Annotated in this window: 9 protein-coding genes and 2 tRNA genes; all 11 read left to right on the forward strand. The window is 50.8% G+C overall.

Annotated elements, in window-relative coordinates; genetic code table 11:
• Nucleotides 1-1,503, forward strand: a complete 1,503-nt coding sequence (gene dnaA / locus NG665_RS00005) for a chromosomal replication initiator protein DnaA (RefSeq protein WP_252673289.1) — start codon at nucleotides 1-3, stop codon at nucleotides 1,501-1,503.
• A gap of 345 nt (nucleotides 1,504-1,848) precedes the next feature.
• Nucleotides 1,849-2,967 carry a DNA polymerase III subunit beta gene (gene dnaN / locus NG665_RS00010; protein WP_252673290.1) on the forward strand — a complete coding sequence of 373 codons (1,119 nt, stop codon included), beginning with the start codon at nucleotides 1,849-1,851 and terminating at the stop codon, nucleotides 2,965-2,967.
• Between the two features lie 4 nt (nucleotides 2,968-2,971).
• The gene (gene recF / locus NG665_RS00015) at nucleotides 2,972-4,246 is read left to right on the forward strand and encodes a DNA replication/repair protein RecF (RefSeq protein WP_252673291.1); all 1,275 of its coding nucleotides are present in this window, start codon (nucleotides 2,972-2,974) and stop codon (nucleotides 4,244-4,246) included.
• Nucleotides 4,243-4,917 (forward strand): DciA family protein, encoded by a 675-nt coding sequence (locus NG665_RS00020; RefSeq protein WP_252673292.1) that lies wholly within the window; start codon nucleotides 4,243-4,245, stop codon nucleotides 4,915-4,917. The genes recF and NG665_RS00020 overlap by 4 nt, the downstream gene beginning before the upstream one ends.
• Before the next feature lie 227 nt (nucleotides 4,918-5,144).
• Nucleotides 5,145-7,175, forward strand: a complete 2,031-nt coding sequence (gene gyrB, locus NG665_RS00025; protein WP_252674114.1) for a DNA topoisomerase (ATP-hydrolyzing) subunit B — start codon at nucleotides 5,145-5,147, stop codon at nucleotides 7,173-7,175.
• A gap of 19 nt (nucleotides 7,176-7,194) precedes the next feature.
• On the forward strand, nucleotides 7,195-9,774 hold the full coding sequence (gene gyrA / locus NG665_RS00030) for a DNA gyrase subunit A (protein WP_252673293.1): 2,580 nt from the start codon (nucleotides 7,195-7,197) through the stop codon (nucleotides 9,772-9,774).
• A gap of 37 nt (nucleotides 9,775-9,811) precedes the next feature.
• Nucleotides 9,812-10,246: a DUF3566 domain-containing protein gene (locus NG665_RS00035; RefSeq protein WP_252673294.1), complete on the forward strand. Its 435-nt coding sequence runs from the start codon at nucleotides 9,812-9,814 to the stop codon at nucleotides 10,244-10,246.
• Between the two features lie 175 nt (nucleotides 10,247-10,421).
• A tRNA-Ile gene (locus tag NG665_RS00040) sits at nucleotides 10,422-10,495 on the forward strand.
• Nucleotides 10,496-10,517: 22 nt separating this feature from the next.
• Complete coding sequence (locus tag NG665_RS00045) at nucleotides 10,518-10,637, forward strand: DLW-39 family protein (RefSeq protein WP_252673295.1); 120 nt, start codon at nucleotides 10,518-10,520, stop codon at nucleotides 10,635-10,637.
• Nucleotides 10,638-10,661: 24 nt separating this feature from the next.
• A tRNA-Ala gene (locus NG665_RS00050) sits at nucleotides 10,662-10,734 on the forward strand.
• Nucleotides 10,735-11,241: 507 nt separating this feature from the next.
• On the forward strand, nucleotides 11,242-15,975 hold the full coding sequence (locus tag NG665_RS00055) for a glycoside hydrolase family 2 TIM barrel-domain containing protein (protein ID WP_252673296.1): 4,734 nt from the start codon (nucleotides 11,242-11,244) through the stop codon (nucleotides 15,973-15,975).
• Nucleotides 15,976-16,078: the final 103 nt, after the last annotated feature.

Consider the following 16,078-nt stretch of genomic DNA (forward strand, 5'->3'; position numbering starts at 1 on the left):
ATGCCGGACGGATCATTTGCGCAAGACGCATGGACGGCAGCAATTGAATTAGCCCGCGGTGAAGGCCGCCTATCTGATTCACAAACTGCGTTTGTTCGCTTAGCAAAACCACTGGCAATCGTCGAAGACCGATTCTTAATCGGGGTAGCAACCGAGTTCACTCGGAACTTAATTAACACCAATGTTGCTCAGACTCTAACGCAACAGCTCTCCGCAATTATCGGGCGCACTATGCGGCTTGAAATTTCAGTCGATCAGGCACTGTCCGAAGAACGGGTAACACCACCGCCGTCGGCACAACCTCATACCCCTGAAGTGACGCTCCGCTCTGTTCCCTCAGTACCCGAAAACCCCACATTCAAAGAAAAATCCGAAGTGCCAGACGTAGTCGAACCGCCGCTTAAAGCGCGAACCATCCCCGCAAATACAGCTATGCGCGACTCTACGAAACTCAACCCGCACTACATTTTCGAAACATTCGTTACCGGAGAATCAAACCGCTTCGCGCATGCAACCGCGCTCGCCGTCTCTGAACTCCCCGGATCAACCTACAATCCGCTATTTTTATATTCAGATTCTGGAATGGGGAAAACCCATCTTCTCCATGCCATCGGAAATTCAGTGCAGCAAATGTTCCCGAACAAAAAAGTTCGCTATGTTACGGCTGAAGAATTTACCAACGCCTTTATCAACGCCCTGGCAAACGGCCAGATGCACAACTTTAAGGACCAGTTTCGCACAGTCGACGTCCTCCTTATCGACGATATCCAATTCCTTTCTGGCCGTGATCGCTCACGTACACTCGAAGAGTTCTTCCATACGTTCAACGCGCTAATTAACTCCAATAAACAAATCGTCATTACCTCAGACGTAGCGCCGAACTTGCTAGTCGATTTTGAAGATCGGATGATTTCGCGCTTCAAATCGGGAATTACCGCGGCAATAGACTTGCCAAATCTAGAAACACGAATTGCGATTTTGAATCGCAAAGCCACCGCCGAAGGGTTAGAAGTTCCGCGCGACGTCATAGAATTTATTGCGTCTCGAATTACGCGAAATGTGCGCGAAATGGAAGGAGCACTACGCCGTATTCGAGCGTTTGCTGATCTGACCAAGCAAGAAATCTCCTTGGAACTAGCTGAATCCCAGCTCAAGGATATGATTTCAGATCCGTCCTCGATTCAAGTAACTGCTGGGATGATCGTCGCCCAGGTTTCTAATTATTTCAATGTGCCGCTAGCTGATCTGAAGTCTCCCACGCGCACTCGAACTTTGACTCAGCCGCGGCACGTAGCTATGTATCTGTGCCGGGAACTGACCGATTTGTCGTTGCCGAAGATAGCTGAAGAGTTTAATCGCCGGGATCACACCACGGTGATGAATGCTGTGCGCAAGGTCGAGGCGTTGATGGCGGAAAAACAAACTATCTTCAACCAGGTTTCGGAGCTGACAACGATTATAAAGAACGCTGCCCGAGACCATGCACAGCTATCGAATGAATAACATGTTGTCCTGTGCGTTATTATGTGGATAGTTGTGGATAAAAGCTGTGAATCTGTGGATAAATAGTACTTCGTTTTGTGTCATCTGTTGATTAGGGCTACTTACACACAGTTATAACCACATATAATCCACTGGTTAAAACACAGCTAGGGCAACAAAGAATCGGCTTATCCACAGTTTCCACAGACCCTACTACTACTACTACATATATAACTACTGAAAAATACCTGGTCACCACCGACTGCGAGTAAATAACGTTTTTCACCCAATATCTTGTTTCGATTCCGAGGAATGCCTAGTATCGCGTACAGTATTAAGTAGTATTTTTAACGAAAGTAGGTTGCGGTGAAATTAATCGTTGAGCATGATGTTTTTACAGAAGCCGTTACATGGGTTGCGCGTACCATTCCGAATCGCCCAGCGATCCCAGTGCTTGCTGGACTGAAGATACAGGCATCTCAAAACGGCATCGTTTCGTTGAGTTCACGTGACTCCGATATTTCATCCCACGTTGATATTGAAGCAGATGTGCTCAACGCTGGTGATGTTTTAATCAACGGTCGCCTGCTCGCCGATATTTGCCGTGCCCTCCCGCGTAAACCCATCGAACTCACTCTCGATGGCACCAAACTCGACATCGAATGCGGATCGTCGCACTTCTCAATGAAAACAATGGCGAGCGAAGATTTCACCGACAACGACCAGATGCCACCGGTGGTAGGAACAGTCGATGGTGCACAGTGGCTAGAGGCGATCAGCCAAGTAACCATCGCGGCGTCTAACGACGATACGTTGCCGCTCCTAGTATCAGTGTGTATCGAGATTCACGGCGATTCGGTTGCACTTATGGCAACTGATCGCTACCGCCTCGCTGTTCGCGAACTGTCGTGGAAACCGGCAGATGCTACGATTTCGCAGCGTATTTTGGTTCGCGCTTCGCGCCTGCTTGATATCGCCAAGGCACTCGGATCTGCTGGCCCGATCGATATCTCACTGTCTGATTCGTTGATTGGATTTGCTGCCGGTGGTAGGCACAACACTGTTCAGCTTATTGACGGCGAATATCCGCAAGTTCTTTCGCTTTTCCCGGCAGAAAGCGCAGGATACATGGTGATGGATCGTGCTGATATGCTCGATGCTATCAAGCGTTCGCGCCTGGTGGTGGAGAAAAATGCTGCGGTTCGCCTCTCCTTTACTGAAGGTGAAGTTACTATCGAGGCAGGGCAAGGCGATCAGGCACAAGCCTCGGAAGCTCTTGCTGCTGAAGTAGTAGGCGAAGATCTCAAGATGGCGTTTAACCCGATCTTCCTTCAGGAAGGTTTTTCGGTTATGACTGGCGAAAAAGTTCGCCTCTCAGTTACCCATCCAACGAAGCCAGCAGTGATGACGGCGGAAAAAGACGGCGAGTCCATCGAAGATTTCCGCTTGTTGCTGATGCCGGTTCGTACGTTCGGTAACAACTGACGCCGTGTATATCTCTGACCTCGCGCTGAACGATTTTCGTTCTTATCGCGAAGTTATTGTTTCCTGCCAACCAGGGATCACCACGTTTATTGGCGAAAACGGTCAAGGAAAAACGAATCTCGTCGAAGCAATCGGCTACCTCGCAACTTTTTCCTCACATCGAGTCAACGCCGATGCAAGTCTTGTTCGCCAAGGAGCCAGTGCGGCAGTTGTGCGTGCAAAAGTCATGCACGGCCAATCGCCCACAACCGTGGAAATAGAAATCCTCGCCGGTAAAGCAAACCGAGCTCGGATCAACCGTGGCAACGCCAAACCCGCAGATCTACTTGGAATTGTGCGCACGGTCGTCTTTGCTCCCGAAGATCTCGACTTGATAAAAGGTGACCCGGCAGTGCGGCGCCATTTTCTCGACGAGGTCATGATCCAGTTGCGCCCACGGATGGCGCAAATAAAAACCGACTACGCAAAGGTAGGAAAGCAACGCGCCGCCCTGTTGAAAACAATGTGGAAAACTCGGCGTCGTGGCGCAGCTACTGATGATGCCACAATCGATATTTTTGATGCGCAACTGGCGCGTTTAGGCGCCCAGATCATAGCTGAACGAGCGCGAATTATCGCTGCGCTACGACCCTACGTCGAACAGTATTATCGGGAAGTTTCCGGTGGAAAAGGTCTGGCACGGATCGACTATGCTGCCAGCGTCGATCAACGAACCGGGTGGGAATTGCCAACCCCAGCTCAACTGCACTCAGATGATTCAGGCAAGCTACTCCAAGAAATCACCGCACATGAGGCAGCGCTACAAGAAATTCCGGCCACCGAAGAACGCATGCGCGCAGCACTGCGCCAATGGCGAGAACAAGAAATCGAACGTGGCGTTAATTTAGTTGGCCCACACCGCGACGATCTCGCAATATCGCTTGGAACTCTTCCAGCTAAAGGATTTGCTTCCCACGGTGAATCGTGGTCGTACGCGTTGGCGCTGCGGTTAGCTTCCTGGCGCGTACTACGCGACGATGTTTCGGGAAACTGGGCCGACGACGGCGAACCTATCCTCATTCTCGATGACGTTTTTGCAGAACTAGATGCGCGCCGGCGCCAACGTCTAGCAGATATCGTTCGCCAAGGAACACAAGTATTCGTCACTGCTGCGGTTGGTGATGACTTGCCGGTGGAATTAGATGGCCAGAAGTTTTTTGTCCACGAAGGGCAGGTAACTCCAGCCGATGATGCCGGCGACGCTTCCGTAATCCCAGCCCGCAGTGGAGGTAGTATATGAGCCAAAATACGCCGCAACGAGCTCGTGACCTGCACGCATCAACAAACGGAGTGGAGCGGGCCAACGCGCAGCAAGAACATAGTGAGGTCAATCGAATCGCTCAGGCACGCCAGGTAGCAGCGCGCCAATACGGCGATGTTCTCCCACTGCAGATCCTTGCCCGAGCACGAAAGATGGCTGCCGATCAAGGTTTTGTTCGACGTCGTTCCATCTCACGTGCCACCTTAGCTGCCACGACTCCCCAACCTATCGGGCAAGCTCCGCTGGTACCTAGTCCAGGCCAAGACGTTGGTTCTGGCGCTCGGCCATCCGCACGCGATCCGAAGCCCGTTTTTGAGCTAATAAAAAAGACGATCGAAGAACGAGGCTGGAAGAACCAACTCGATGTTGCCTCAGTTTCGGCGCGCTGGCCAGAAATTGTTGGCGAATCGGTTGCTGCCCATTGCCGAGTCGTTGATTTTAGTCCCGATGGTGTTTTGACGTTGCAAGCACGTAGCGTTGCCTGGGAAACCCAGATGCGCTCCTTGCTACATCATCTCGACCACAGGCTGGCCCAAGAGCTAGGCGAGGGAGTAGTTAAGGAGATTGTTCTCAAAGGTCCTTATGTTCCATCGTGGAAACATGGCCGTCTTTCGGTTCCAGGGCGAGGCCCGCGCGATACCTACAGCTAGGTAGCGGGCGGGCAGGAAATATTGTGATGTGACGTTACACGCCCTATTGAACGTAAAAACACGGTATAATGGTGAAGGATGCTTTGAGGTAGGTCCCTACTCTTGTAGGGGAAAAATCAAGCAGAGCCGATTTTAAGCATGTTATATGAGGTATAACACATTTAAGTATTCTCAATAATAGTGCATGAAGCTAAACGAGGGGAAGTCTAGGCGTGTCAGATGAAAATATGACCAACGAGACCGCACAACGTGCCGGAACAGTCGCGCAAGGTAGTGAATACAATGCCGCGAACATTACGGTTCTTGAAGGTCTTGAAGCTGTTCGTAAACGTCCAGGTATGTACATTGGTTCAACTGGAGAACGCGGACTTCACCATCTTGTCTACGAAGTTGTTGATAACTCAGTCGATGAGGCACTTGCTGGATATGCCTCCGAAATCACGGTGACGCTGCTCGATAATGGCGGTGTCAAAGTTGAAGACGATGGCCGTGGCATCCCAGTCGATATTCACCCAACCGAAGGTGTGCCTGCAGTTCAGGTTGTTATGACCGTGCTGCACGCCGGCGGCAAATTCGGCAACGGTTCGTATGCGGTATCGGGCGGTTTGCATGGTGTTGGCATATCTGTAGTCAATGCATTGTCCTCACGGATGGATACCGAAGTTCACCGTGACGGTCACGTATGGCGAATCTCCTACGAAAACGGAGTACCAGTGGCGCCACTGGAAAAAGGTGAAGAAACCGATCGCACCGGCACCACCCAGACGTTTTGGCCAAACGCCGATATTTTCGAAACCGTCGAATTCGATTTCGATACCTTGCGTCAACGCTTCCACCAGATGGCGTTCTTGAATAAGAGCCTGAAAATCACGCTGATCGATGAGCGCGAAACCGCCGTCGTAGAAGGCGATGAAGTTACCGGTGATGACAACGACGTCGAAACTCACCACACCCAAGTTACCTACCGCTACGACAACGGCCTGCACGACTACGTCACTCATCTGATTAAAACCAAGAAAGCAGAACCGGTCCACGCTGAACCGATCTATTTTGAAGCCGAAGATACAGAGCGAGTTATCTCCGTCGAGGTAGCCATGCAATGGACCAACGGATATTCGGAATCGCTGCACACCTTCGCAAATACGATTAACACCACCGAAGGTGGAACACACGAAGAAGGCTTCCGAACCGCGCTGACCTCAATTATCAACAAGTACGCCCGCGATAAAGGCTTGTTGAAAGAAAAAGACGCCAACCTCACCGGCGATGATATTCGCGAAGGTCTTACGGCTGTTATTTCCGTCAAACTCGGCGAACCACAATTCGAAGGCCAAACCAAAACCAAGCTCGGAAACACCGAAGCACGCACCTTCGTCCAGCAAACCACCTATGCCCAGCTCACCGACTGGCTCGATATGCACCCAGGCGATGGCAAAGAAATCATTCGCAAGGCAATGCAGGCACAAACTGCGCGGCTTGCGGCACGCAAAGCGCGCGAAGCAACTCGCCGCAAGTCAGTGCTCGAATCCGCTGCAATGCCCGGAAAACTCAAAGATTGCACCTCCCGAAACCCCGAAGAATGCGAAATCTTTATCGTCGAGGGTGATTCCGCAGGCGGTTCAGCAGTTAATGGCCGCGATCCTAACCATCAGGCGATCATGCCGATCCGCGGAAAGATCCTTAACGTAGAAAAAGCACGCCTAGATCGGGCACTGTCTTCTGATTCAATTCAGAGTTTGATTACCGCCTTTGGTACTGGAGTTGGCGAAGAGTTCGATATCGAAAAATTGCGCTACCACAAGATCGTCTTTATGGCGGATGCGGACGTAGACGGCCAGCACATCGCAACCTTGCTACTGACCATGGTTTATCGTTACATGCGGCCACTGATCGAACACGGCTACATCTACTTAGCTATGCCCCCGCTGTATCGCATCAAGTGGACGAACGCCGAACACGAGTATGTATTTTCTGACAAAGAACGTGACATCAAACTTGAAGAAGGCCTAGCAGCTGGCAAACGGCTACCCAAGGCAGAAGGCCAAGGTATCCAGCGATACAAGGGTCTAGGTGAAATGAATGATTCAGAATTGTGGGACACCACAATGAATCCCGAAACGCGCACGTTAAAGCGCGTGAGCATTGGCGAAGCAGCTGCAACTGATGAATCATTTTCCATCCTCATGGGAGAAGATGTCGCCTCGCGTCGCTCCTTCATTCAGCGCAATGCACACGACGTCCGATTCCTCGATATTTAAGAATGGCTATAGGTAACTCATGAGCGAAGAAAAAGCACAATACAACCACGGCCTTATTAAGGACGTCGATCTCCAACGGGAGATGGAAACCTCCTATCTTGACTATGCGATGTCGGTTATTGTTGGCCGCGCGCTACCAGATGTGCGCGACGGAATGAAACCAGTTCACCGCCGCGTCATTTACGCCATGTGGGATGGCGGATATCGGCCAGATTCCTCCTTCTCTAAGTCAGTAAAAATTGTTGGTGACGTGATGGGTAATTTCCACCCACACGGAGACGCCGCTATCTATGACACGATGGTGCGCATGGTCCAGCCGTGGAACCTGCGTTATCCATTAGTTGCCGGTCAAGGTAACTTCGGAACAGCTGGCGATCTCGGAGCAGCAGCACCGCGTTATACTGAGGCACGCATGGCGCAACTCGCCGTCGAAATGGTACGCGATATTAACGAAGATACCGTTGATTTCGTGCCTAACTTTGACGGCTCAGTCCAAGAACCAACCGTTCTTACCTCGCGCTTTCCTAACCTGCTCGTCAACGGTTCGGAAGGCATCGCGGTTGGTATGGCCACCCGTATTCCGCCACATAACTTGCGTGAAGTTGCCGAAGGAGTCCAGTGGTTCCTTCAAAACCCGCAAGCGAGCCGTGAAGAACTTCTCGACGCGCTCATCGAACGCATTAAAGGCCCAGATTTCCCTACCGGTGCAACGATTCTAGGTACTAAAGGAATTGAGTCCATGTACCGCACGGGCAACGGTTCCATCACCCAACGAGCTGTTGTTGAAGTTGATGAAATCAACGGCCGCCAGTGTTTAGTTATTACCGATCTGCCCTACCAAGTCAATCCCGATCGCTTGCTTGACAAGATGGTTGAAGGCATCAAAGACGGCCGCCTGCCTGGTATTGCTGACATCCGCGACGAAACGTCGGGCCGCGCGGGCCAGCGCATCGTCATTGTGCTTAAAAAAGACGCAGTTGCCAAAGTTGTGCTCAACAATCTTTATAAGCACACCCAAATGCAAAACAACTTCCCAGCAAATATGTTGGCACTTGTTGACGGTGTGCCGCGCACGTTATCCCTCGACGGATTCGTTCGGCATTGGGTTAATCACCAGATCGAAGTTATTCGCCGTCGTACCGAATACCGGCTACGCAAAGTCCTAGAGCGGTTAATGATCTTGGAGGGTTTGGTCAAAGCCCTTGACGCGCTCGATGAGGTGATCGCGTTGATTCGTCGTTCGCCAACCGTTGACGAAGCCCGCGTTGGGTTAATGGAACTACTTGATATTAACGAGATTCAAGCAGATCATATTCTCGCCATGCAGTTGCGTCGCCTAGCTGCGCTCGAACGTCAAAAGATTCTCGACGAGCGCGACGAGAAAATGGCTATGCGCGACGACTACCGTGACATTTTAGCTAAGCCGGAACGTCAGCGTTCTATTGTTTCAGACGAACTTAGTGAAGTTGTTGCAAAGTTTGGCGACGAGCGCCGCACCACCATTTTGCCGTTCGACGGCGAAATGTCGGACGAAGATTTGATTCCGGAAGACGACGTCGTCGTAACGATTACGCGCTCCGGTTTCGTTAAACGAACCAAGGTTAGCGAATACCGCGCACAACACCGTGGCGGGAAGGGAATCAAGGGAACTTCGCTTCGTGAAGACGATATTGTTGAACACTTCGAAGTGACCTCAACCCACGACTGGCAGTTATTCTTTACCAATATGGGCCGGGTTTACCGGATCAAAGGTTATGAACTTCCAGAAGGTGCCCGCGATGCTAAAGGTCAGCATATTGCGAACCTGTTAGCCTTCCAGCCCGGAGAATCCATTGCGTCGATGGTCTCGATCCGCAGCTACGACCAGTCTGACTATCTCGTGCTCGCCACCGAAGATGGTTTAGTGAAGAAGACCCGGCTCAGTGACTACGATTCAGCACGTACCGGCGGCTTAATTGCCGTTAAGCTACGCGAACATGAAGATGGCACAATGGATCGGTTAGTTTCTGCACGCTTGTTGAATGAGGGCGACGACGTTCTCCTTGTTTCGCGTGGCGGACAATCGCTGCGATTTACCGCAACTGACGAATCCTTACGCCCGATGGGCCGGGCAACTTCCGGTGTGACGGGTATGAAGTTCCGTGGCGACGATCGCCTGCTGGCGATGGATATTGTCGACGAGGGCGCCGAAGTATTCGTTGTTACCGAAGGCGGATATGCCAAACGTACCGATATTGAACAATACCGTGTTCAAGGCCGTGCCGGTTTAGGTATCAAGGTGGCTAACGTGGTTGAATCGCGTGGCGATCTTGTTGGTGCGCTGATAACCCATCCTGGTGATGAAGTTATGGTCATTATGGAATCAGGTAAGGTTGTGCGTTCCGCAGTTGAGGAAGTCTCGCTTACTGGCCGCAATACTCAAGGCGTCAAGTTCGCTACCCCAGATAAGGGTGACAAGATCATTTCCATCGCGTTGAACATGGAAAAAGAAGCCGACGAAGACGCTGCTGTAGTTGAGGCGCAAAGTGATGCTACCGGCGTCGTCGAAGGAGAATCCGACGCGAAAGATGACGCACAAACGCCTACAGACGTAGAATAATCCTAACTGTGATACCACTAGCTCATTGGAGAACGAGATGACAGCCGTACACGAAGATATCGCGCAACCAACCACCACGCAGAATATGGTTTTGCACGAGAACCATGACGTTGGTATTCGCCGGGTGAAGATGACGATTTCTCGGGTAGATCCTTGGTCTGCATTGAAATTGTCCTTCCTCGTGTCGGTAGCAATTGGCATCATGATCGTTATTGCCACAGTGGTGTTGTGGCTGGTGCTTGATTCGATGCATGTGTGGTCCCAGATTGATGGGTTGCTTAAAACACTGAATTCTGAGGCGTTGCTGCAGCTCGGGCAATTTATGGAATTTGGGCGCGTGGTCTCCTTCTCCGTAGTTGTTGGCGTGATTGAAATTGTGTTGATGACCGCTTTCGGAGCTCTCATGGCATTGATTTACAACGTTGTTGCCATGCTCGTTGGTGGATTCCACGTCACTGTCACTGACGAGTGAGTGCGGCTAGGAGTAAGGGTAGATGCGCGCCACGCCAAGGATAACTGCATATTCTTCGCGCGTGGTTAGTGCCTAGAAAAATAGTGAAAATGTGACATGTATTGCTTGGAGCCGTTGTGGTTTGATTCTGAGCTCAAAATTGAGTTAATCTAATTCGGCACCAAGAAATGCATAAGGGCCTATAGCTCAGTCGGTTAGAGCGCTACACTGATAATGTAGAGGTCGATGGTTCGAGTCCATCTAGGCCCACGCTATGTGAGAAGGAGGAGCAGTGAAGAAATTCGTTCTCGTCTCTCTCGCAATAGTTGGGGGATATGCATTATTCCTCAAAGCATCGCAAACGATGCAACTACAGGCCACCTGGAATTCCGTGGCGGATCCTGTAGAATAGCTTTCGAACATAACAGTTCGAAAAGGGGCTATGGCGCAGCTGGTAGCGCATCTGCTTTGCAAGCAGAGGGTCAGGGGTTCGAGTCCCCTTAGCTCCACAATTTACCCACTCACGTTGATAGCAGTTCGCGTGAGTGGGTTTTTGTATGTCATGGGTTTCTTTTTAGAACGGAAATGACCGTGAAAATTCTTGCCCGTCCGCTAAAGTGCTGATATCGGGCAGATACGCCATCGCTATTGTTTTTCATGGCCGGCTATCCCATTCAATCTGCCCTAACAGTCTTTACAGACCAATCAAATTCGGTTTCATTAGGAAATGTCGGGTTTCTACGGTTGGTGATGAGATTTGTCTGTCGCAAAACCGGGGTATATGGGGCGATGTCCTCATATACGGGGTGATCACCCCATATACCCCGGTTTTGGAACAACTTCTGGTCTTATCCGAGCCGGGATTCATGCGAGCTGGAAATCTGCCACGCAGGCAGTGGCTTAAAAAATTAGTCGAAATAGAGTGCCAAACTGACTCCATAAAACCAGATAAATAAGGTACTGTGTGACTTAGGCTTTCGCCTTTTTCATATTTCAATGACGAAATGAGGAAATGAATGACTACTTCGCGAGCCACTTTCTGGCGGCGTAGTGCATCTATCAGCACACTAGCTTTGTTCTTCAGTATGCTCACGATGCCCACGGCCACTGCGGCCCAAGATTATAGTGATCTCAACACCGATACCCAAATGGCTTCTGCGCCAGAAGTGGTGTACACGAAATCACTGAGCGCTTCACAGCGAGTCCATAACATCAACCACGGATGGAAATTTAAACTCGGCGACGAAAGCGGTGCACAGTCACCAAACTATTCTGATGCCACGTGGCGGAATCTGAATCTTCCCCATGACTATTCCATCGAACAAACATTCACCCCGCAAGGTGAAGCTGAGAGTGGATATTTGCTTGGTGGAATCGGCTGGTACCGCAAGAATCTGCAATTAGATGAGACGTTTACCAATAAGCAGATCAATCTTAATTTCGACGGCATTTATATGGATGCCACGATCTATGTCAATGGCACTGAAATTGCCAACCATCCATATGGATACACCCCATTTTCGGTAGATATCACGAAGTATGTGAAAATCGGATCCAATAATGTTATCGCGGTGAAGGTCAATCATGAGTTGCCCTCAAGCCGGTGGTATTCAGGATCGGGAATCTATCGCAATGTGGATTTAGTTGTTACCGATAAAGTCCACGTCAATCATGACGGCGTTACCGTTATGGCACCGAATCTGGCATCTATGAGTGATGGTGCTACCGATATTTCCATCAAAACTCGCCTTGCTAATGAGTCCGATACACAAAAAACAGTCCGGGTGGCACATCGGCTAACGACTCTCGATGGCCAAACTGTTTTAGGTACAAGCCAAGGCCAAAATCTCACCCTTGCAGCGCAGGCTACTGCCGAAGATACCGCCACGTTTAACGCCACCGGAATTACGTTGTGGAGCCTTGAAAATCCGCAACGCTACATGGTTACTACCACAGTTTCGGATGACGAAGGTCGAGTTATTGACACGGTAACTACCAAGACTGGCTTCCGTATTATTGACTTTGATGCTAACACCGGGTTCATGCTCAATGGTGAGAAGATGAAGCTCAAGGGTGTATCTATGCATCACGATCAAGGTGCTCTCGGTGCCCGAGCATATCGCGCTGCGATCGCACGCCAGATCGATATTTTGAAAGAGATGGGTACCAACGCAATTCGTGTCACCCACAATCCAGCATCGCGTGATTTGATCGATTTAGCTGATGAAAAAGGTATGCTGATTGTCGAAGAAATTTTCGACGGGTTCCAGTATCCGAAGAACGGAAATTACAATGATTATTCCCGGTTCTTTGAAAAGGCAGTGCCAGAAAACACGGCACTAGAAAACGTTGCCCCAGGTTCAACGTGGGCGCAGTTCGATTTGGAAACCACCCTTCGTCGAGACATTAATGCCCCATCTGTGATCATGTGGTCGTTGGGTAACGAAATTGGGGAAGGCACTGGCGCATATACCTCGATGTCGAACTACACGGCACAACAAGCTAACCTGATTCGTTGGGCACAAGCCCTTGATACCACTCGACCAGTGACCCGTGGCGATAATAACCTCAAACGCCCGTATGCTCCCGAAGCAGCTACTCTTATGGATGGGATCGCGCAAGCCGGCGGCACGGTTGGCTTAAACTATGTGGCTGGAGATAAGTATGATTCGCTGCATAACCAGCATCCGCAATGGTTGATTTATGGTTCGGAAACAGCATCCTCAGTCAATAGCCGTGGCGTCTACAACCGCGTCAGTGATAGCGGTCAAACCCGAGATAAGCTCCTTACTTCCTACGATAAGTCTAAGGTTGGCTGGGGAGCCTACGCTTCGGAAGCCTGGTATGACGTTATCACTCGTGATTTCGTGGCTGGTGAATTCGTTTGGACTGGATTCGACTACATCGGTGAGCCGACGTTCTGGTGGGGTGGATCTCCGGGTGCAGTTGGCCCGTGGCCATCACCGAAGAGCTCCTACTTCGGCATCATTGACACCGCCGGTTTCCCCAAAGATTCCTACTATTTGTATCAAAGCCAGTGGAACGACGACGTTCACACCCTCCACATTTTGCCGGCATGGAACTCTAACGTGGTCGCAAAAAATGGCGGCAACGTCAAGGTCGATGTGTATTCTGATGCGCACAGCGTCGAATTGTTCTTCACCGGTAGCGACGGTGTGCGCACCTCGCTAGGTGAAAAGACGTTCACCACGAAAACAACTACCGCTGGCTACACCTACAACATTGTTGAAGGTAACGATGCAAAGCCTACCGCTCACGAAAATCTCTACATGACCTGGGAAGTTCCCTATGCTGATGGAACTCTCGAAGCGGTTGGTAAAGATAGTGCGGGCACTGTTATTGCTAACACTGTTGGACGTAACCGGGTAACAACCGCGGGTCCCGCGGCTGCGTTGAACGTTTCGGTTGATCGTACAACTATTGCTGCCGACGGCGATGATCTGGCATACATTGAAGTCACCGTTGTTGATCGGGACGGCAATCCAGTACCGGATGCCAACAACGAGATCAGCTTTACGATCACCGGAGCTGGCACTTTGATGGGAACCGACAACGGCGAACACGCTGATCACACGCCATACTATTCCCACCAACGTCGTGCGTTTTCTGGAAAAGCATTAGCGATCGCCCAATCGACCACGGAAGGCGGCTCCTTCACTGTCACTGCAACTGCTGCAGGTATGGAACCACAAACGGTAACCGTGACTACCACTGGTAGCGCCGATGATGCTACCGAGTCATCCTCAATTGATCACTACGTCTATCCGCGTACGCTTTACGTCAAGACTGGAAATGCTCCGGTGTTACCACAAAGCGTTGAGGCGCATGGTAAGGATGGCAGCACCAGCCAAGCTGCCGTAACCTGGGATGCGATCAGCCAAGATCAGTACGCAACGGCTGGAAACTTCGTCGTATCGGGTACAACTGATGCTGGGGATACCATCGCGATCAACGTCGTCGTGATTGACACTGTTGGCGGGGTGCTCAACTATTCGACTACCGAACCGTTGAATACTCAGCCTCAATTGCCTAGCCAGCGCCAAGCCGTTATGCCAGATGGTAGTGTGCTCGCCACGTCCTTCCCAGTAACATGGGAAGACCTTTCGGCTAAGGATTGGTCGGCGCCCGGAATCGTTACTGTTACAGGAACAACCACTATTTTCGGGCAAGAATATCCAGTTACGGCTTCGGTGCGTATGCAAGAAGCAACGGTGGCAGTTGGTGACAATCTAGCTCCGGCAGCACAATCGTTGACCCAGTCAATTACTGATCCGGCTAAACAGTCTGACACATTGGAAGCTGTACGTGACGGCAAGACTGCTGTGCCAGGCTTTGGTGGTGGCGGACCAAACCCGAACGTGTGGACTAACTACCAAAATTCCCAAGATACTGACGAAACTTCGACGGCGTTGACCTTCGGTTACGATACGCCACAACAGTTTAGCCAGTTCCAGGTGTGGTTCTTCGAAGATCAATGGTCAGCGAACTTCCCGGCTGCGAACACCACTGAGTTCTTTATGCGTGATACTGAAGAACAAGACTGGCAGCCGATCGCAGTTACGGAGTCGATTGGTCAAGCTCAAGGAAACGTTAAGCCTTACACCTTTACCTTAGAGCCGGTAACGACGACGTACCTCAAAGTCGTGGTCCACAATAAGGAAGGCGGTCGCACGGCGCGGCCGAACGTCAAGCCAGTTACGGGTATTTCTGAGATTTTACTCAATGGAGTTACCCAGTCTTACACGACAAATACGACGGCGAATTTGGATTCCGTAACACTAAATGGTGCGGAGCTCTCGAGTGAGGCGTTGGCTGCTGGAATGTTTGTTTCTCCTGCGCCTGGTCCAGATACGCTCACGGCTACTGCACAAGATAATGCTGCGGTGACAATTTTGCCGATGCATAAGAAGGTATCGCGTATCATCGTTGAATCTGAAGATCACCTTACGATGAATACGTTTGAGATTACCTACACTGGGGGAACAGATGATACTACTCCAGACGTGCCGGATACTCCAGATACTCCAGACACCCCGGATACCCCGGATACTCCAGATACTCCTGGTACTCCGGATACTCCGTCAATCGCTGATGGCCCGGTTTACGCTGATTCGGCCGCAGTTGCTCAGGCAATTGCCGATGGCAGTGTGAGTGTGGCTGGTCAATACAGTGTTGCTCGTGGTCAGAGCGTCAACGTCTCGTTCACTGGTTTGACTGCCGATACTGCAGCGCGTGCATACATGTACTCACTGCCGGTTCGGTTAGCCGACATGGTTGCCGATAGTGCGGGGATTGTTAAGGTCTATCCGATTAGTGTTGGCAAGGATGTTGAACTTGGCACGCATTACGTTGTTGCTGTGTCTAACGTGGCTGGCACTCAGCCAGTATCTGTTGTGAAGTTGATGGTTGTTGATAATCCTGAAACCCCCGGCAATACTGATACCCCCGGTAACACTGATACCCCCGGTAACACTGATACCTCCGGTAACACTGATAACCCGGGCAACACCGGCGATGACGCAACCGGAAACGGAAAGGGTAGCGAGGATGGTAAGACTACTGGAAACGGTAAGACTACCGGGAATGGATCGTCAGATTCTACCTCTTCCTCAACCACAACCTCTGGCAAGATATTGGCAAAGACCGGTATTTCAGTTCTAGGTCTAGGAATCCTCATGGCAGCTTTGCTTGCTGGTGGCGCGATGGCCGTATTGGTTCGTCGTGACTAGTCGCTAAGCGCTAAATTCCGAGCGAATAACGGCGGGATCGAGTATCGCAGTCCATACGTGGCACTGCATACTTGGTCCCGCCGTTTGCACACCGTATCACAGT

The organism is Arcanobacterium pinnipediorum (genome assembly GCF_023973165.1).
GTDB classification, from domain to species: Bacteria; Actinomycetota; Actinomycetes; order Actinomycetales; family Actinomycetaceae; genus Arcanobacterium; species Arcanobacterium pinnipediorum.